Raw genomic sequence first — 18,703 nt, 5'->3', positions numbered from 1 at the left:
GAGTTAATTAACTGCTTTCACAATCACTGCCGTACCCATACCTCCACCGACACAGAGTGAAGCTACGCCATACTGAGCGTTTTGTTTTTCAAGTTCATGAATCAAAGTCACGAGAATTCGGTTCCCTGACGCACCAAGAGGATGACCTAAGGCAATCGCACCGCCATTCGGATTGGCTTTATCTTGAATAGAAGCAACAGAAACTTGATGTTTTTCTGCCAGCTTGTGAATCACACCAAGCGCTTGTGCCGCAAACGCTTCATTAAGTTCATAAACATCGATATCCGCTGTCGTCAGTTGTGCTTTTGCTAGCGCTTTGCTTACCGCCTCAACAGGACCTAATCCCATGATTTTTGGGTCAAGGCCAGACTGTGCGTAACTCACCACTTCAGCAATAGGTTGTAGTCCGTATTCTTTAACGGCCTGTTCTGAGGCAAGAACGATTGCACTCGCGCCATCATTGATCCCTGACGCATTGCCCGCTGTCACGGAGCCTTCTTTATCAAACGCTGGACGAAGTCCTTTCAACGCTTCAAGAGTGGCATTGGCTTTTGGATACTCATCAGTATCGAACGTGACGGTTTGACGGCGCTCGATCACTTCAACCGGTACGATTTCGGCTTTAAATTTACCTGCTTCAATCGCTGCTACCGCTTTTTGTTGGCTCGCCAACGCATATTCGTCTTGCTGTTCACGAGTGATGCCTACCTCTCTCGCAACATTTTCCGCCGTGACGCCCATGTGGTATTGATTGAACACATCGGTTAAACCATCTGCGATCAACAAATCTTGCAGCGCCATGTGGCCCATTTTGTTGCCATCACGCACGGAAGAAGGCACCGTGAATGGAATCTGCGACATCGCTTCTACGCCAGCAGCCACAACAACTTTTGCGTCACCACTACGAATATGCGATACACCGTCCATAACGGTTTTCATGCCGCTACCACACACCATATTGAGGGTGTAAGCCGGGACTTCTGCTGGGATACCGGCTAGGATTGCGGCTTGACGGCCAATGCCCATACCTTGCGCAGCACTCACCACATTACCCACGATCACTTCATCAATCAGTGAAGCATCCACTTTGGCTTGTTCAATTGCACCTTTGATGGCAACAGATGCCAATTCTCCTGCTGCTACCGTTTTCAACGAGCCACCAAAAGCGCCAATCGGGGTACGTTTGGCCGCAACAATAAACACTTTTTCCATCTCAACACCCTTTTAATGCATGTATAAGCCGCCGTTTACCGACAGCGTTTCACCAGTAATGTATGCGCCTGCATCGCTCACCAAGAAAGCAACCGCTTTGGCGATTTCTTCTGGTGTTGCCAGTCTTTGCATAGGAATTTGAGATTTGATGCCTTCGAGTACTTCATCGCGCATTTGCTCGACCATCGGCGTAGCGGTATAACCTGGAGCAACGACATTGACCGTCACACCACTGCGGGCACCTTCGTAAGCGAGGGCTTTGGAAAAGCCGATCATGCCAGCTTTAGCCGCAGAATAGTTAGCTTGGCCAAACTGACCTTTAAGGCCATTTACAGAAGATATATTGATCACCCGCCCCCCCCCTTTTTCGCACATGGCGGCAAAGAGCGGTTGAGTAACATTAAAAACACTATTGAGATTTGTATTGATAACATCGAACCAGGATTGAGGCGTCATTTTCTTAAAGACTCCATCGCGGGTGATGCCTGCATTGTTGACAACAACGTCAACCGTACCCTCTTCTTCTAGCAGCTGACTGAGTTTTTCTGCACATTCTTCTGTGTTAGTAACATCCAACTCAAACAGACGAACTTGCTCTTCAGTAAAGCCTTTTTCATTAAACCAGTCTAATGCACATTGATGATTACCCGTATAATAGGTGGCAATTAAACGATAACCATCTTCGACAAGTTGAGAAGAGATAGCAGAGCCTATCCCGCCTTTTGATCCTGTGATCAAAGCGACCTTTTTCATCTAAGAACTCCATTCTTAACAGCAAAAAATTAGCGCACATCCTTTGGCAAATAATCACCAACTGACAATTTAAATATTATTAATCGTGTTTTCACTGACACTTATCTATATATTTAAGCTAACTTAGAAATGTGACATTTCAAATAAAATTTGAAAAATTGCGCATAAGGTTGAGCTAGATCCCATAAGGAATGAAATGTTATAAAAAGGTTAACCATGGGAATAAACTTTTAAAAACATCAACTTACAGAGACTCACTTTTGAGATATGCAATTGTAAGCATTTGTTAGGAAAGGAATTTTCTCTTTTTTGCGTGTTACATAACAGATATGAACAGAAACTCAGACATTATACTTAAGTATAAATAAATCAATAAACACACTGCTATCTAATGATAAATAGCAAAAGTAAGTTCTCTTTCATACCAACGGAACATATATATATTTCCATTTTTTTGCTCGCATAAAATAAAAACCACAATTATCTGTGGCTTTTATTTTTAGTCTTGTTGGTTTATTCCAAAGTTATTATTAACTTCGAATAAAGATGCTGCTCTTCTATGGTGCAGTGTCCACTTGTACTGGTAAATAGTGCTCCGGTTTTAAATGCAACCATTCTGGCAACACGGTACCGATCGAGATCGACGACCATGTACCCGATAGCACACCAATAAACATCGCGGTCGAGAAGCCTTCCAATGCATTACCGCCCATAAACCATAGTGCGGCAATCGTAATTAAGGTAGTTCCCGATGTCACCATTGTGCGCGAAAAGGTTCCTAGTACCGCTTGGTCGTTAATGTTTTCCGTGGTTTCATTTTGTTTGGCAATCAGCAATTCTCGTATCCGGTCCGCAATGATAATTGAGTCGTTCAATGAATAACCAAGGATAGCGAGTATGGCGGCAAATACCGTTAGGTTGAACTCCATTTGTGTGATCGCAAAAAAACCCAACACAAGCACCACATCGTGAAGCAGTGCGAGTAGAGAACCACTCGCTAAGCGCCATTCAAAACGGAAGCAAAGATACCCGAGAATACACAAGATACTGATCAACAACGCCATACCACCTTGATCAACAAGATCTTGGCCAACTTGCGAGCCGACTACGCTGTTGCTGATGGTGGTGACATGGTGGGACACACCATCTAACACTTGCTGAATGTTTGGTGCTTGAGTTTCCCCTTCAGGAAGAGAGTAACGAATAATCCATCTCCCCTCTTCACCCGATTTAGTGACCGTTGTTGACTCACCTAATACGGGTTTTAATTGATCCAGAAGTTGGTGATTGGTTAACCCTGCGTCCAACTTCACTTCGGTCACCATCCCTCCAGTAAAGTCCAAACCTAAATTTAAGCCACGCAGGCCCAATGCCACTAAAGAGACCACCATCAACGCCAAGGAAATCACGCTGGTTAGGTAGCGGATAGCGCGGATGTGTTTTTTCATAAATTCAACCATGGTTATACCCTCACATTACGACGACTATCTTTACCCCACACCAAATTGATCATGGCGCGAGAGGCAAACACTCCAGTAAACATACTGGTTAAAAGCCCTAGACCTAACGTTAAGGCAAAACCTTGGATCGGCCCGTTACCGATGGCATACAGCACAACAGCAGTAATCATGGTCGTAATGTTGGCATCAAGAATGGTGGCAAACGCGCTGTCAAAGCCGCTATCGATGGCCTGGGCTAAACTGCGCCCTTCTCGCATCTTGTCTTTGATTCGCTCAAAAATAATCACGTTCGTATCCACGGCCATACCAACGGTCAACACCAAACCCGCGATCCCAGGTAAGGTTAATACGGCCCCCGGTAGCAGGGCGATTAGGCCAAGCAAACAAAGCATGTTTGCAACAAGTGCAACGTTTGCAACCCAGCCTAAACGGCGATACCACAGCGCCATAAACGTCAGTGTTAAGCCCATACCGAGAGCAAGTGCCGCAAAGCCATTTTGGATGTTTTCAGCCCCCAATGACGCGCCAATGGTGCGCTCTTCAACAATCGAAACCGGTGCAGTCAACGAACCAGCACGAAGCAATAACGCAAGTTGTTGCGCTTCATCCATGCTGCCTGCGCCAGTAATGCGGAACTGGCTGCCTAATTGTGACTGAATGGTGGCAACGCTAATCACGCGCTCACTACGAGCAATATCACCATTTTCTTGAGTGGTGTATTCACGATAAACGGTAGCCATTGGCTTACCAATGTGAGTGGCGGAAAAATCGCTCATCTTCTTACCACCAGCGTGATCCAAAGAGATGTTGACTTCCGACATGCCCATCTTGTCAACACCCGCTCGTGCATTGACAATATGCTCACCCGTTAACACTGGTCTCTTTTCAAGCACGACAGAACGGCCATCGGCGTCTTGCAGCACCAAATCATCACCACTTCTGGCATCACTTGGTGATTTGACGGAATAGAATGCTAGGCTCGCCGTTGCACCAATCACGTTCTTCGCTTGCGCTGGATCTTGTACACCTGGTAACTCAATACGAATGCTGTGAGCGCCTTGACGTTGAACCAACGCTTCAGTAATACCAAGCTCTTCAATTCGACCACGCATGATCTTCAAGTTTTGCTGGAGGGTTGTGGTTTGAAACTCCGCAGCATAAGCGTCCGAAGGTTTCACTTCCAATGAGTCGGAATGGGTGCGAACTTGCCAGTTAGGATAGTTGCTGCGTAGATAGTTGCTCACTTTTTCCAACGCCACCGCGTTGTCGCTTTGTACGGTCAGTTGGGCAGTGCCTGTATTGCGAACCTGAACACCACGAAGTTTTTCCGTGCGCAACATAGCACGAATTTCATCCGATAAAACATCACGTTGTTCATCGAACGCTTTATCTACATCGACATTAAGTAAAAATTGCACACCGCCGCGTAAGTCTAGGCCCAACTTGATAGGGTTGAATCCCATATCAGAAAGCCATTGCGGTGCCACAGAAACATAAGAAAAGCTGATGTTGGCATCATCACCAAGAGTGTTGTCTAAAATTTTTCTCGCTTGGCTTTGCGCATTTTCATCAGAGAAAACTAAGGTCGTCACGCCTTCTTTTTCCGTCACTTTGTCGACTGAAACCGATTGATGCTCAAGCAAGCCTTTTAGCTGTACAACGTCGTAATGCTCGGTTGTCGGCCCTTTGGCGTTATTTTGATAAGAAATTTGGATAGAAGGCTGTTCACCAAACCATGTTGGAATGGCGCTTAACGTTAAAATAACCAGTGTCGTAATCAACACCACGTATTTCCAAGCGGAATAGTGGTTAAGCAACTTCTGCGCTGCTTTATGTTTTTTTGTCATAGAGTTCCCCTCCGTCGCAAAAGACAGAGTTAATACAGTCAAAATAAAATGTGTTTTTGTTGGACTGAGTTACGAGAACTGACTATTGAGTGCCACATACATGGCATTGGTTTCTTTCCAACCCGCTAAGCGATGATTGGCGACGTAGTGATACTGAGTCTGAAGCGCTTTACGAGCAATGGCACAGAAAACATCGGCATGAACGTTTGGTAGCGCATCTGAGCTTGCGTGCCCATCGCCAAACATCAAAGGCGTTGTGTCGGATGCGTTTTCTTCTCGCTGAGATACGTTCCAGCGACCTGCGTTGAGAATACCTGCTGCGTCTGTTTTGAAGTGGGATTCTGATACTGGCAGTGGTGAAGAGTCTGATTCTTCGCTCTTCGTTGTTTCTTGTGTCGTGTGGTCGATTTGGTGTTTGAGCACCGTAAATTGACCATTTGATGCATGATTACGCTGATTGCTCTCTGCAATAGATGCAATCACTTCCACTGGCATCATCACCAATGTAAGCAGTAAAGCAAATAATCGCAGTAAGCTGTTGTGCATAACTCTTCTCTGAAGATCAAAAAGAGCAGGCAAGTTTGCCTGCTCTCGCATAGTATGCCCGGATGTGATTTAGCTCAACTAAAAAGTTCTAAAAGTTAACCCTATAAAAGCCGACCGACCAATAAGGTACGTTGATTATCGATAAAAAATCTCGCCCGTTTGTACATCGAGATAAATCTTGTTTTCTTGGGCTAACCCCCCGCAGTAGATGAAATAGACATCCCTATTCTGAAACGTCACCGATCGCACCCAACCACCTAGCTCCTCAAAGTCCTCGGGTTTGCAGGTACCGTCGTTTAGCAAGTTCTGAGTGTACTTGCGAAAAATATCTCGATGCTCTTTTAAATCATCGGATTTGACCAAATAGCCATCCAGAATTTCCAATCGTTCCATCTCTTCAATCACAGGCTTTTCCGCAGAGAGTTTGGCCATTTCAACCCATTCGCCTCTCTCTTCACCACCCTCTTCGTAAACAATATAATCGGTGATCCTCCCCCAACCATCTTGTTTTTCAAGGATCGTCACTTTTTCACCTTTGTATAACGCATCAACAATCAGCGCTTGCGATTCCGCTTTGTTTCTCACCTCGACACGTCGCTCGATCACGTAATATTCGACGATTTCTGGCTCAGCTTTAGAGAGCTCCATTATGGGCTTTGTCGCCATCTCAGGGGCTTCCTGAGGTAATGCTTTAACGACCTCTTCCTGTTCACTCTGCATGAAGAAGACGTAATACCCCGCGCCACCACCAATCAGCAGCAAAACAATAATCAGTATGATCATGATTTTTTTCATGAATAAGTACCACCATCTTTATCTCTTGTGCCAGCAGGACAAATGAGATGTTCATTTTGCAAGTGAGTTATTGAAACAACACATTCCTCTCAGCATGCATGATAAGCGATGCTCTGAATCTCAGATCTTCAAGCCACTGGCGTCTATTCTGCCAGCTCAAGGCATTTTTCTCTAATTACGGACGCCAATAGTTCTCACAAAATCACATATACTGTAAGCATAGCCCTGTAATGACTAACGCTCATGGTGAAACGCGCACTGACAACACTGCTCATGTTTATACTGACGACTCCTTTCGTTGAAGCCGCTCAGTGTAGTCAGCGAGGCTGGAAAAAACTTCAATCTTATCAATTGGAGCTCGAGTCCTACTACAATACTCGTGCAACACAATACAACGCACTGTTAGGTATTCATAAGCAACGGCGTTTGCTTTCTCAGCAGTTTACCTTTGAAGAACTGGTTCAGCTTTGGCAACATGCCGATCCTATTTATCATCGAGATTTCGAGCAGCAAATTCGCAGCGCACGTCAATATGCTAATGCCGTTACATCGCTCAAACAGCAGCTTGTCGATAAGCAGCAAGAAGCAAAAACGATGGCCCAAAGTTGGTTTGCCATGGCAGATGAATGCAAACAACAAAAACACACCGCCAATTTCAACTCTGCGTTGTGGTATAGCCGTTCTTCAAAAGATCTTGCTCAAGAACTCGCAAAATTAGAACAAAAATTCACCTTGCTTGGTCACATCTATGAGAAAGAAGCAACACAATTAGAGAGTGCACAACTCTATTCTGGGCAAACAAACTAGCTCAGATTATTTCACCTTAATAACTGAACAAAACCCGACCAATCAAACTAAAAATAGCGACACACATCACAATAATGCTTTACTTATGTTCGAATTTTGAGTAATTTACTATTCATAAGTTTTCATAAAACATAACAATTGGCTGGTGAAAATGCAAAACGACATGGTTTTCAAGTGGTTGAGTCACATGGATAGTCAAAGCGTTACGAAAAACAAGTTTCTCTCAGTAGTTAGGCACGTGAAAGAGTATGGTTCAATCAACGATCTCGAACTTTGTAAGATCTTTGGTGAAACCATTTGGAGCGATGGTGGTGAGTATCATTCCGCAGCATTCTCCTTCAAAATTGATAAACAAACAGGAAGCTGCGAAATTTCGCAGATTCGTAGCTGTTGACGAATACTAAAACGGAGCAGATAAGCTCCGTTTTTTCATTTCTGATTCAGACCATAAATCGGCACTTGGTGTGAGTTTTTTACTTTCCGAATGGCTAAGTGGGTATGAATGTCTTTGACGTTCTGTAATCTCTGTAATTGCCGAGTAAAAGATTCATAGCCAACAAGATCATTTGCAACCACCTCTAACAGATAGTCATAAGCACCCGAAACCACATGGCAGCTCACAACTTCATCCATCGCTAAAATCGACTGTTCAAAGTCATCGATCGATTTCACTTGATGATTGTTTAAGCTCACCTCTACAAATACTGTCATCGCAATACCGACGCGCTCCCGAGCAATCAACGCATGGTAACCCGCAATCACGCCATTCTGCTCGAGTCGCTTAATTCGACGGGCGCAAGGTGATGGAGAAAGCCCTACTGCATCTGCAATTTCAGCCGCTGTAATGTGAGCATTTTTTTGCAACAGCTCTAATATTTTTTTATCCACGCGATCCATGCTTGCCAACCTTCCCTTAATCACGAGTGTAAATTAATTATTTTTGGCAAATATGCCTTCAATCAGGATCATTATTGCCAATTATTACCTTCAAAGATAGTTAACAATTAGCACCTAGTGAATAACAATTAACTAACCTTTGGGTGTTAGAATTATGCTGCAAGGATACTTAGCCATCGGAACCACACTATTACTTTGGTCTGGCTTCTTTCTCTCGTTGAAAGGTGGTGCAAACTCATTACTGCAACCAGCGGATATCGCGCTCTGTCGATTTCTCATTCCTGCTTTATTGCTGTTACCTATGTTGATGAAATCACACTCAGAAGTGAACGCTGTCCCCCTTCGCTATTGGCTCGGGATGTTTGTCGGCAGTGGCCTACCCTATCTTCTGGTTGCAAGTAGTGCGATGCACTATGTTCCTGTATCACATGGCAGCGCACTCGTCCCTGGCACGCTTCCTCTGTTTGTGACAAGTATTGCCGTTATCTTGTTTAAGCAACCACTCAGCACTCATCGTATCGCGGGGCTGGCTTTAGTGCTTGTTGGTATCGCACTGTTTGTAGTGCCGAACTTAGGTTCATCTGGCAACTCTACCGAGACACAAGGTCACTTACTTTTCCTCCTTGGTAGCTTGATGTGGGCAGTATTTACCATTTGTGCCCGAGTGGCCAATCTGAATCCTCTACTGACATCAGCAACGATAGCGCTTGCTTCTCTGGTTACTCTTGTCATCGCTATTGGATTTGGCTGGCTACCGAGTTATCTTGCTGTCACACCCATATCCAATTGGCCGACAAATGACCTAATTGGGCATTTGCTCACTCAAGGCTTGGGTGCGGGTCTGATCGCCGCTTTTAGTTATCTCTACGCGGTAAAAACACTTGGTGCAGAAAGAAGTGCTGCTTTTGGCAGCGCCACCCCCGTGATTGCCACATTACTCGCTATTCCCATTTTCTCTGAGATGCCAAACACCATAACTTGGGCGGCGCTTTTTCTCGTGAGTGCTGGCAGTTTGGTCGCGAGTAATGTATTTCTGCGACATGATGCTTCTCTGAACTATCAACCTCCGAGTCATGCTGTCGCCTCCTCCTCGGATGAATCGAAAGTTTAGCTAATCACGTCACTCGGGATAGTTCACGAAACCAAACAAAATCTCCAATCTACGCAGCACCACGGTTTGTATATTAGGCTGGGCGGTTTATAGTTTAGGGAGTTGATTTTAAAAGTGAATAACCATGCCGGCGACGTACACCAAAGAGGATATCCCACGCTTTGTAAAACCAGGGATGAGGCTAAACGCCACCTTTGAATTTGGGCCTCAAGACTCTCTCACCTTACCTGCTTTCTTTGTTGGTTTGAAACATGCTCAATACTTGATTATTGAAGTCGTGGATAAAGAAGATTTCGTCTTGAGAAAACTTGAAAACGCCGATGTTATTTTACGTGGGATCGCCGACACGGAACTAGGGCACGTCGTCGCCTTTAAAACCAGCGTACTATCTGTGATCACTAAGCCAGATTTTCTGCTCTTTTTACGTTTTCCTACTGCTTTGGCAACAAAACCGATACGCGAACATGAGCGCTATAAGATTGATCTACAAGGAACGCTCAATCACGATGGAAATTTGTATGAAGGAAGGATGAGCGACTTTTCCCTGTCGGGCTGTGGGTTTATTACCTTGGCTCAGCCGGAGTTTCATAAAGGTGAAATCGTCAAAGTAGAGACACCTTTAAATCGCTTTTTGTCCGCGGATAATCCCGCGAAAGTCGCCAGTATCCGTAAACTCGCTAATGGGTGGTCTGTGGGCATTAAATACGAGAAGCCCGTTCTGCTAAGTAAAGAGCTCAAAAGAGAGTTACTTGAACTCTCTTTTCATGCAGGTTTAGTTTGACCTAGGAGGTCAAGACTCAAACCAAAAGTTCTTTTTGAAATGCACGAGTGCTTCGTGCAATTCATGCTCTTTAATTGGCTTGACAATAACTCGATTTGCGCCAGCTGCTAAAAACTGATTTTTAATCGTTTCTTGTGCATCTGCTGTGCAAGCGTAGATAGGGGTGCCCAGTTTCAACTGTTCGCGAATCTCACGTGTTGTTTCAATTCCTCCCATTTTGGGTAGTTGATTATCCATCATGATCAAATCAAATACGTGCTCGCGAAGCATCTCTAGTGCTTGCGTGCCATCTTGTACCCACTCAACACTCATCCGATATTTTTGGCAAAAAGCTTTTAAAATAAAAGCATTGGTGTGGTTATCTTCCACAAGAAGCACTTTAGGTGATTGTGTAAAAAGCGTCTCGAATCTTTCAGTGAAATGCGGATTGTCAACATGAACCTCCCCTTTTTCGACAGGAAGAGTGACGCAGAATGTCGCCCCATTCCCAAGCTTACTTGAAACCGAGATGTCACCTTCCAACATTTCAACAAGGTTTTTCACTATGGTTAAACCCAAGCCACTACCCGCATATTCTCTTGTAGACAGTGAATCTGCTTGGACAAAAGGCTCAAAAATACTGTCCAGCTTACTCTCATCGATACCAATACCGGTATCTTTGACTTTTATCGACAGCAAAACACACTCTGTTTTCGCGAACTGCTCTAACTCAAAAAAGATCTCAATTTTTCCGCTAGGGGTGAACTTCACTGCATTACTGATCAAGTTGAACATGATCTGATTTAGACGGACTTGATCTCCGTAGAGTTGACAGTTGAGAGGTATTTGGTTGTGGATGATAAACTGAACGTTTTTTTCCACACAGACAGGGCGATAGATATTCTCGAGGGTGTTCACCGTATTGGAAAAGCTGAAGTTTCGCTTCTTGATGTTGAGCTTGCCTTGTTCAATTCTTGAAAAATCGAGAATATCATTCAGCACGGCCAAAAGATGCTCCCCGCTGTCACAAAGTACATCGACTTGTCTTAGGCTCTCTTTATCATGAACCGAACGTTTCAGTAACTGAGCGATACCTAGGATCCCATTGAGTGGTGTTCGTATCTCATGACTCATTTTGGCTAAGAAATCAGCACGTGTTTTGGCTGAATTTTCAGCTTCACGACGTGCGAGGTTACTTTGCTTCTCTGCGTCAATTAGCGTCGTAATGTCTTGACCTTGCACTATGATACCGCTAATGCCATTTTCCACCACAATCGGGGAGAGGTTCCAACGGAAAACTTTTTCTCCAATGGGCACGTTAATCCCTGTTAATGTCGCACCTTGTGCCGCCATCTTAAGATGCGGTGACAACTTCAACTTAAATAACTGAAATAAGGGATTAGTGAAATCTTGCGCAGTGCTATGCTCCACCGCCAACTCTTTCATCGCGGCTGGGTTCACTTGAATGAGCAAACCGCTTTCCGACCAAACCATCATTGGAGAAAGCGCAAAATTAAACAGATCCTGAAATGAGCGTCGTTGAGATTCTAACTGCTCAAACGTATGTTCTAGCGTATGGCCTATATGTGAAAACTCTAAAATATCCGAGCCATCAAAACGCTTATATTGCTCACCCGTTCCTGCAAAACGGCTGTACGCCATCAAAGATTCCAAAGCTCTCGCTACACGATTTTGGATCCAAGATCGAATCACTAGAGACAATAACAACATTAGAATCAAAGATGCGGCTAGGCTTAAGTAATGCTGTCGCTGCAATGAAGCCACGTGACTATTTTCTTGCACCGCTAGAACACTTAATAACGTATCCGTTGAATTGATTTCTATTGGGGTTTGGCTGATGAGGCAGTCATCAAAAGCGGTCGGCTTATCACGCATTCTCAACAACTCACTCAGTTCATAGGGCTCTCGACCACTTAAGGAGTGAGCAATGACTTTATCCCCAAAAAGCATCACGATGTTGTCGCTATTACTGCCCGATTCTAGCATTTCCACTAAAGGGAAATTATTGTCGAGCACCACGGAAATATAATACTGACCTAATACCTCACCCGTCTCTGTTGCAATAACAGGAGAACGCCTGACCAGCATGTTCCTTGGCCCCATTAAGGTATGCAACGACATAAAATGCCAGTTATTGCCAAACAACACACTTTGGGACATTTTGTGCAGGAGTGTTTCGTTTACACCATAAAAATGAGCATTACCATCGTCCCACAGCAGCCCTTTTGTCGTCGTTAGGAAGCGAAATTCTGGAGTATGAGTGGGATCCGCCTGATCCATACTTAAAAAGTAATATTCCAGTTCCTCTTCGTCACCATCTACAAAAAAAGACCTAATCGACTCATTTTTGGAGTTGCTATCGTGGTGAATCTGCAAAATGGAAAGATGGTTATTGAGCAAACTCTTCACTAAGGCGGAAGTTTGTTGTTGTGTCAACCGCACTTCTTGTTTGATGATCCGGCTACTAAAATAGTAACTTTGAACAAAGATACCAATCGCAATAAACCCTAGTACCAAAAAAATGATACGAGTTATTAAAGTGGCGAGCGAGTGATGTTTACGTGATATTTTGTCTGTCATTGTGGTAGGTCGGAGTATCTAAAAGCACGTTTCTTGAGATTTTCTATTCGTTCCAGAGAGTCGTTTTTGGTCACGACCTCAAAATCACCCGAAAACACAGTAGGGACTGGCTTACCTTCCAAATCCCATTTGATGGCTTCAGCCATCGCTATACCAGTGTCATCGTTCATGCGCATAACCGTCAGATCGAGCTCTCCCGCTTCAATTGCCTCGAGCTCAGCAGAACCTCCCCCCCAACCATTAATGACAATGTTACTTCGCCCCATCTCTTTCAAAGCATCCATTGCCCCTAAAGCAACATCCGTTGAACAAGCGTAAATAAAGTCGATGTCAGGATAGCGTGCCAAGCTCGTTTTTGCCGATTGATAACCTGATTCTTTGGTCGCTTTGGTATAAAAAGAGCTCTTTAATTCAAAGCGATTACTGTGGTTCATTTGATGAATAAACGTGTCTCCACGAGCATCGCTGACATAACCTTCTGAATAATAAAGCACAGAGTAACTCGCTCCTTGGGGGTAAAGCTCTTTAAACTTACTCGCTAGTGCAATACTCCCTTCTGCATGGTCGAAGCCAACGTAAAGGAAAGGCTGCCTCTTCTCCCATGCCTGTACTGGTGTGGTGATGTTTTGCAGAATCAACTTGGTTTCCGACGAATCGAGCACGTGCTCAATAAACTTGCGATGGCGGGTGGTGTCTAGCGTAAAAATAAGGTAATCCGATTTACTTTTTAGTGCCTCCATCAGTGACACGCTTTGTTGCTTGATATCGGCATTTGGTCTAGTAAACACTTGATTAATTTGATAACTAATCTGAAGCTCATCCATACGATGCTCAAATGCAGAAAGCGTTCTTACCCAATAATCCGATATTTGTTGGCCGGGCAAGACCACAGAAATCTTGATAGGTGCTGACTGCCCGCGCTGCAAAGGGACAGGGGCATGTCGAACGACTTCAGACAACGCTTCGGTCAACGTGCCTTGGCGAGGAAATTTTTCTAAAAACTCTTGATAGGCCCAATAACCATTGAGCACTTCTGATGTATGACAGTTCACATTAAAACTGGCGGTAGCTAGCAAACAACTGAGTGTTATCTTCTTCATTTAATTATCTTTTTGTTTTTCTTTTAACAAACATTAAGCCTGACTGTGGTAAAGAGTACCGTGAATCTTCACCTGATTCCACATCAATTGCTTTTGAAGCGTCGCTTTCTTTTGGGTGATTAAAAATAAACAAAACCGCCGAGATCGGCGGCTTTAATACATTGATACGTCACTAAACCCGAGATTAAAAAGTAAACGCTAAGTTGCCCGAAACGCCAAACTGATTATCTCCAGCATAATTGCCCGCAATATCTAAGCTCACCACATCGAATGGGCTGATACCAATACCTGCTGTAAACGCATTTTCTACCGTGTCTTCCAAATCAATTTCATAACCTGCTCGTAGTTGAGCCCAACCCCATGCGTTACCTTCAACACCGACACGAACAAATTGTGTTTCATCATTGAGCGATTTGAAACGTTCTTGCTTTGTTAAATCCGCATCGAATGCAACCGTCACAAACTCGGAATGGTAGGAAACGCCAGCTGACACTTGAGTGTTCAGTTCATAAACGTCTCTTTTAACACCCATGGTATCATTTAAATCGATTTCTTGACTTAGTAGGTCTTTGACCGCTAGGCCAACTTGAAAATTGTTTTTGTACCAAACGGCACCGAGATCCAAGTTAAAGGCACTTTGTGAGTTTTCACTTTGATCGTAATCTTCAACATCAAAGTCCTTTACCGTTGGTTTCATGTAGTAAGTTGTCAGCTGTTGAATCTTCGGTGTTACACCAAAAGAAACGCGCTCTTCATATAAAACAAACTCTCTTGCCAGCGCTAAGCCAAACTCCGTATACCCAAACGCAGCTACCGCAACTTCGGTCTCATTGAAACGGTCTTCAACGTTTTGCGCCGTATCTCCTTTATAATCCGCGACATCGGGTGCAGCAATCACTTCGACATAACCTCTAGCAAACAGATTTGCCGATACCCACTTGGTTGGAATAGCCAATGCTAAGCCTAAAGAGCTGCTCACGGTTAATGGAGAGTTGCCTTGCAAATCATCTAAGTACTGGTTCAACTCATCAATGTTTTCTTGGCTAGGAGTCATTACAGATTCGAACTCATCAATGGAATCCTGCAAATCGGATATCGTTTGCAAGCTTTCATCGCTGTCTCGCACATTAACGCCAATCGCTGGTAATAGCAGTGCGAAGTCGTCTTCATTTTTATAGTTTGCAACTAATGCTGGGTTGAAGAAGGCAGCGCTCAGATAGTCTGCAGACGAAACGCCCGTGTTGCCCATACCATTACTGCGCCCATCTGCAACATGATTTGCAGCCAAAGCCGAACACGAAGTAAGAGCCACACCGACACAAAAAGCCACTTTGTTCCACTGTTTCATTTTATAAGATCCATTTGATTAACATTGCTCTTAATGTTAGTAAAAACGAAACATTATTGCATTCAGTCAACTGATGTATGTCGCAAAATTTTATCCATTTGAAGAATCAGATCACCTTTTACTAAGCGCTCTTTGTCTAGTTTGCGTAGAGATTTGATGTGGTGCTCGACTTTCAAGGCAGTGCTGTGGTCGCCAACAGCAAAGACCCATACCAGCTCTAAAGGACCTTTACCGCGTAGCGCTTTTGCCCCTTTACCCTGCTGATGGGCAGAAAAGCGGCGTTCCAAATTGTTGGTGACACCGCAGTACAAAGCATTATGGCGCGTTCTGATCAAGTACACAGACCAATCAGGACACGACTTGGACGTTGTCATTATAGAAGAGATTGAACCAGTGCTTTGAGGTCTGACAACTCTTGTTTCAAGGTTTCGACTTCCTCCTCAAGATGCACGATACGCTCGTCATTTAGAGAAGCAGTCGCCATGTTCACAGGCGATGAGGATTGATAAGAGGCCACATCGACATCGCCACAAAACTGGTGCATATAGCGTGATTCACGTTTACCAGGCTCAATCGATAACTTAACCACAAGCTGGCCACGCTCTTCACTCGCCAACTTATCTAATACGGTTTCGACTTCTTTAACATCTGCGAAAGTCGCCAAACGATTGGTGCGCGTTCTCAACTCTCCCGGTGTTTGTGGCCCCCGCAGCAGCATACAACAAACAATGCCTTTTTCTTGCGCAGACAACTTGAGATCACCAAATTCCGTATTGCAGAATCGATGTTGATATTTGCTCACACGGCTATTAAAGCCACTTTCATCACTGACTAGACGACGTGAAATCAGTTGGTCGACAGCATCAAGAACCTCAGATTCCGACAAGGACATCACAGGCTCGCGATTACTCTTCTGATTACACGCATTGGTCAGTGCATTTAAGCTCAATGGATATTGGTCTGGCGTTGTGACTTCTTTTTCGATTAAACAACCAATGACACGGGCTTCAATGGGGGTCAACTCAGTTCTCATGTTGCTTCTCCTTTTTATTCGTTTCTTTGCTTCACCTTAGCATGTTTCTATCCAGATGAGACAAAAGGTTAGTGTTCTGAAATGAGAGTGAATTTGGTCAATTTTCCGTTTTCGTCCATGAAGACGATCTTTGAACGGTTTAGTTCAACCTCAACGGTTTCCATTTTCACTCTTTCATCTATATAAGCGGACTTGAGCTTTAAGCTGGTTTTGGAACACTTTGCTGGCTCTTGATTCTCACTATTTGGTGAATCAAGATCGGAACCATCGGACTTCATGCTACTGTCTTTGAGAGAGATTTCGTTCATGGTGCTGATAATATCTTGTTATGGTACACAAACACAATTGCATCGCTGGGAAGTGTATTTTTCTTAACCAGACAGACAATCGATTGATCTAAAGACTGTTATGAATATGTGTGATGTGCTTTAATCTCAGCGTGGTTGGTAAAAGTCACTTCAAGATGTTTCTAACAGCAGTGAAATACACATCTTGAAGTCATTTTTGAGAGTTATCATTCACTTTTATTGAAGGTAAGGGACCTATGAATACCGTATTTGAAATTGTTGCTCAGGCACGCCGTAAGAACAAACTACAACGCGAACTACTAGACAACGAAAAGAAAGTTCGCGACAACCGTAAACGTGTTGAACTGCTTGAAAACCTACTGGACTACATTAAGCCAAACATGTCTCAAGATGAGATCATGACCATCATCAAAAACATGAAAGCAGATTACGAAGATCGCGTTGATGACCACATTATCAAGAGCGCAGAAATTTCTAAAGCTCGTCGCGACATCAGCCGCCGTATCCGTGAACTAACGGAAGAAGACAAACAAACAAGTGGCAAAAAATAATTTCGATGACACATTTGCCAAGTTTCAAAGCCTCGCCATGCGAGGCTTTTTGTTATCACTCTTTTCTCTACCAGATGAAAAGACATTACCATTCCTAACTATTAGGTTATTAATTTTTATTACGATAGACTACCAGCAGTTTCCACAATACTAATACACTATGACAAACTCCTTTTCTCCATTAGCACGCCAACTTTTCTCAATGACTTGGCCAATGCTATTTGGGGTACTGTCACTGATGAGTTTTCAGTTGGTTGACAGTGCCTTCATCGGCCAACTTGGTATACTTCCGCTTGCTGCTCAAGGTTTTACTTTACCTCTGCAGATGGTAATCATTGGTATTCAAGTCGGGCTTGGTATTGCAACGACAGCGGTGATATCCAAAGCGCTAGGTGCACAAAACGAACAATATGCCCGTCAACTCGCTGGACTGATTCTCGTCATAGGCGCAATCGGTGTGTCTTTGGTCTGCTTGCTGATTTGGTTGAGTCGACATCTGATTTTGTTTCTGCTTGGCGCACCCGAATCCGTTTATGCAGTAATTGATAGCTACTGGCCTTATTGGCTAGTCAGCGCTTGGGTAGGCGCGATGCTCTACTTTTTTTACAGTATCTGTCGTTCAAACGGAAACACGATGTTACCGGGTACTATGATGATGCTAACCAGTGGACTCAACTTGCTGCTCGACCCACTCTTCATTTTCACCTTTGATTTAGGCATTAATGGCGCAGCTATTGCAACAATCGTCGCCTTCGGGTTTGGCATCGTGATTGTCGCACCCAAAGTGCACCGCCATTCGTGGGTTAGCTTCGACAAAGAAGGACTAGATGTAGCTGAAAGTGTCAAAGCGATTGGGCATATTATGGGGCCTGCGATGATCAGTCAGTTGTTGCCCCCTCTGTCATCGATGCTTGCCACCAAGCTGATTGCTGGCTTTGGTACGGCAGCGGTTGCCTCTTGGGCGTTGGGCTCACGTTTTGAGTTCTTTACCCTTGTTTCGGTACTGGCTCTAACCATGTCAATGCCTCCCATGATAGGAAGACTGTTAGGAGCAAAAAACTTTACGGATATTCGAACGCTCGTTTCCATTGCTTGCCGTTTCATTATAGTGTTTCAAACACTTCTCGCGATCATGAGTATGTTCGCAGCTGGCGCCTTATCTGCCTTGATGACCAGCGAGCAAGCCGTTGAGCAAATTTTGCACATGCACTTATTGATTGTTCCCATTAGTTTGGGTGGATTGGGCATTTGTATGTTGATGGTTTCGATCTGTAACGCATTAGGACGTGCGTACACTGCGCTACGCATTTCTGCTTTACGTTTGTTTGCCTTTTTCTTGCCAGCATTGTGGATGGGTTCAATAATTGGTGGTATTCAAGGACTGCTGATAGGGGCTGCTGTGGGTAATCTATTAGCCGGAGTTGCCGCTTGGTTAACTTATCGCTCTGTAATTCATCAGCTCACCGAGTTAAGTACGAGTGAAAATAGCACATCGAAATCTTAAACAACCAATAACCACAAACAACCGAGATTCTTTTCTCGGTTGTTTTTGTCTTCATAGCAGATCAGCTCGA

The 18,703-nt window shown here is 44.2% G+C and carries 18 protein-coding genes; 5 read left to right on the top strand and 13 right to left on the bottom strand.

Annotation, left to right across the window (positions count from 1 at the left end):
- Positions 1-3: 3 nt before the first annotated feature.
- From FC652_RS00260 to FC652_RS00235, 6 genes are all read right to left on the bottom strand, one after another.
- Positions 4-1,212, bottom strand: coding sequence for an acetyl-CoA C-acetyltransferase (locus tag FC652_RS00260; RefSeq protein ID WP_176297028.1), 1,209 nt, complete (start codon positions 1,210-1,212; stop codon positions 4-6).
- Between the two features lie 12 nt (positions 1,213-1,224).
- Positions 1,225-1,965 (bottom strand): SDR family oxidoreductase, encoded by a 741-nt coding sequence (locus FC652_RS00255; protein ID WP_176297027.1) that lies wholly within the window; start codon positions 1,963-1,965, stop codon positions 1,225-1,227.
- A 557-nt stretch (positions 1,966-2,522) separates the two neighbouring features.
- Positions 2,523-3,425: a protein translocase subunit SecF gene (secF, locus tag FC652_RS00250; protein ID WP_011152465.1), complete on the bottom strand. Its 903-nt coding sequence runs from the start codon at positions 3,423-3,425 to the stop codon at positions 2,523-2,525.
- 2 nt (positions 3,426-3,427) lie between these two features.
- On the bottom strand, positions 3,428-5,272 hold the full coding sequence (gene secD, locus FC652_RS00245; RefSeq protein WP_176297026.1) for a protein translocase subunit SecD: 1,845 nt from the start codon (positions 5,270-5,272) through the stop codon (positions 3,428-3,430).
- A gap of 69 nt (positions 5,273-5,341) precedes the next feature.
- Positions 5,342-5,818 (bottom strand): hypothetical protein, encoded by a 477-nt coding sequence (locus tag FC652_RS00240; protein WP_176297025.1) that lies wholly within the window; start codon positions 5,816-5,818, stop codon positions 5,342-5,344.
- A gap of 135 nt (positions 5,819-5,953) precedes the next feature.
- On the bottom strand, positions 5,954-6,613 hold the full coding sequence (locus tag FC652_RS00235) for an SH3 domain-containing protein (protein WP_176297024.1): 660 nt from the start codon (positions 6,611-6,613) through the stop codon (positions 5,954-5,956).
- Positions 6,614-6,856: 243 nt separating this feature from the next.
- On the opposite strand from FC652_RS00235, the gene FC652_RS00230 reads away from it, so the two are divergent.
- Complete coding sequence (locus FC652_RS00230) at positions 6,857-7,420, top strand: hypothetical protein (protein WP_176297023.1); 564 nt, start codon at positions 6,857-6,859, stop codon at positions 7,418-7,420.
- A gap of 429 nt (positions 7,421-7,849) precedes the next feature.
- Here FC652_RS00230 and FC652_RS00225 read toward each other — a convergent pair whose 3' ends face one another.
- The gene (locus FC652_RS00225; RefSeq protein WP_176297022.1) at positions 7,850-8,317 is read right to left on the bottom strand and encodes an Lrp/AsnC family transcriptional regulator; all 468 of its coding nucleotides are present in this window, start codon (positions 8,315-8,317) and stop codon (positions 7,850-7,852) included.
- Positions 8,318-8,471: 154 nt separating this feature from the next.
- On the opposite strand from FC652_RS00225, the gene FC652_RS00220 reads away from it, so the two are divergent.
- Positions 8,472-9,428, top strand: coding sequence for a DMT family transporter (locus tag FC652_RS00220; protein ID WP_176297021.1), 957 nt, complete (start codon positions 8,472-8,474; stop codon positions 9,426-9,428).
- A gap of 124 nt (positions 9,429-9,552) precedes the next feature.
- A complete protein-coding gene (locus FC652_RS00215; RefSeq protein WP_176297020.1) occupies positions 9,553-10,209 on the top strand; it encodes a PilZ domain-containing protein in 657 nt (218 codons plus the stop codon).
- Positions 10,210-10,218: 9 nt separating this feature from the next.
- Here FC652_RS00215 and luxQ read toward each other — a convergent pair whose 3' ends face one another.
- From luxQ to FC652_RS00185, 6 genes are all read right to left on the bottom strand, one after another.
- Positions 10,219-12,789: a quorum-sensing autoinducer 2 sensor kinase/phosphatase LuxQ gene (gene luxQ, locus FC652_RS00210; RefSeq protein ID WP_176297019.1), complete on the bottom strand. Its 2,571-nt coding sequence runs from the start codon at positions 12,787-12,789 to the stop codon at positions 10,219-10,221.
- Positions 12,786-13,889: an autoinducer 2-binding periplasmic protein LuxP gene (locus FC652_RS00205; protein ID WP_176297018.1), complete on the bottom strand. Its 1,104-nt coding sequence runs from the start codon at positions 13,887-13,889 to the stop codon at positions 12,786-12,788. Before FC652_RS00205 ends, luxQ begins: the two co-directional genes overlap by 4 nt.
- Before the next feature lie 184 nt (positions 13,890-14,073).
- Positions 14,074-15,237: a conjugal transfer protein TraF gene (locus FC652_RS00200; protein ID WP_176297017.1), complete on the bottom strand. Its 1,164-nt coding sequence runs from the start codon at positions 15,235-15,237 to the stop codon at positions 14,074-14,076.
- A gap of 62 nt (positions 15,238-15,299) precedes the next feature.
- A complete protein-coding gene (locus FC652_RS00195) occupies positions 15,300-15,611 on the bottom strand; it encodes a GIY-YIG nuclease family protein (protein ID WP_176297016.1) in 312 nt (103 codons plus the stop codon).
- The gene (locus FC652_RS00190; RefSeq protein WP_176297015.1) at positions 15,611-16,270 is read right to left on the bottom strand and encodes a YceH family protein; all 660 of its coding nucleotides are present in this window, start codon (positions 16,268-16,270) and stop codon (positions 15,611-15,613) included. The genes FC652_RS00195 and FC652_RS00190 overlap by 1 nt, the downstream gene beginning before the upstream one ends.
- 68 nt (positions 16,271-16,338) lie before the next feature.
- Positions 16,339-16,548: a hypothetical protein gene (locus FC652_RS00185; RefSeq protein ID WP_176297193.1), complete on the bottom strand. Its 210-nt coding sequence runs from the start codon at positions 16,546-16,548 to the stop codon at positions 16,339-16,341.
- Between the two features lie 266 nt (positions 16,549-16,814).
- Here FC652_RS00185 and FC652_RS00180 point away from each other — a divergent pair, with 266 nt between their 5' ends.
- Both FC652_RS00180 and FC652_RS00175 read left to right on the top strand, forming a co-directional pair.
- Entirely contained in the window at positions 16,815-17,129 is a 315-nt protein-coding gene (locus FC652_RS00180) for a DUF496 family protein (RefSeq protein ID WP_176297014.1), read from the top strand.
- A gap of 160 nt (positions 17,130-17,289) precedes the next feature.
- A complete protein-coding gene (locus FC652_RS00175; RefSeq protein ID WP_176297013.1) occupies positions 17,290-18,633 on the top strand; it encodes an MATE family efflux transporter in 1,344 nt (447 codons plus the stop codon).
- Positions 18,634-18,703 lie beyond the last annotated feature (70 nt).

It is taken from the genome of Vibrio sp. 05-20-BW147, from assembly GCF_013369385.1.
GTDB classification, from domain to species: domain Bacteria; phylum Pseudomonadota; class Gammaproteobacteria; order Enterobacterales; family Vibrionaceae; genus Vibrio; species Vibrio floridensis.
This window is presented reverse-complemented; position numbering and strand designations above follow the sequence as displayed.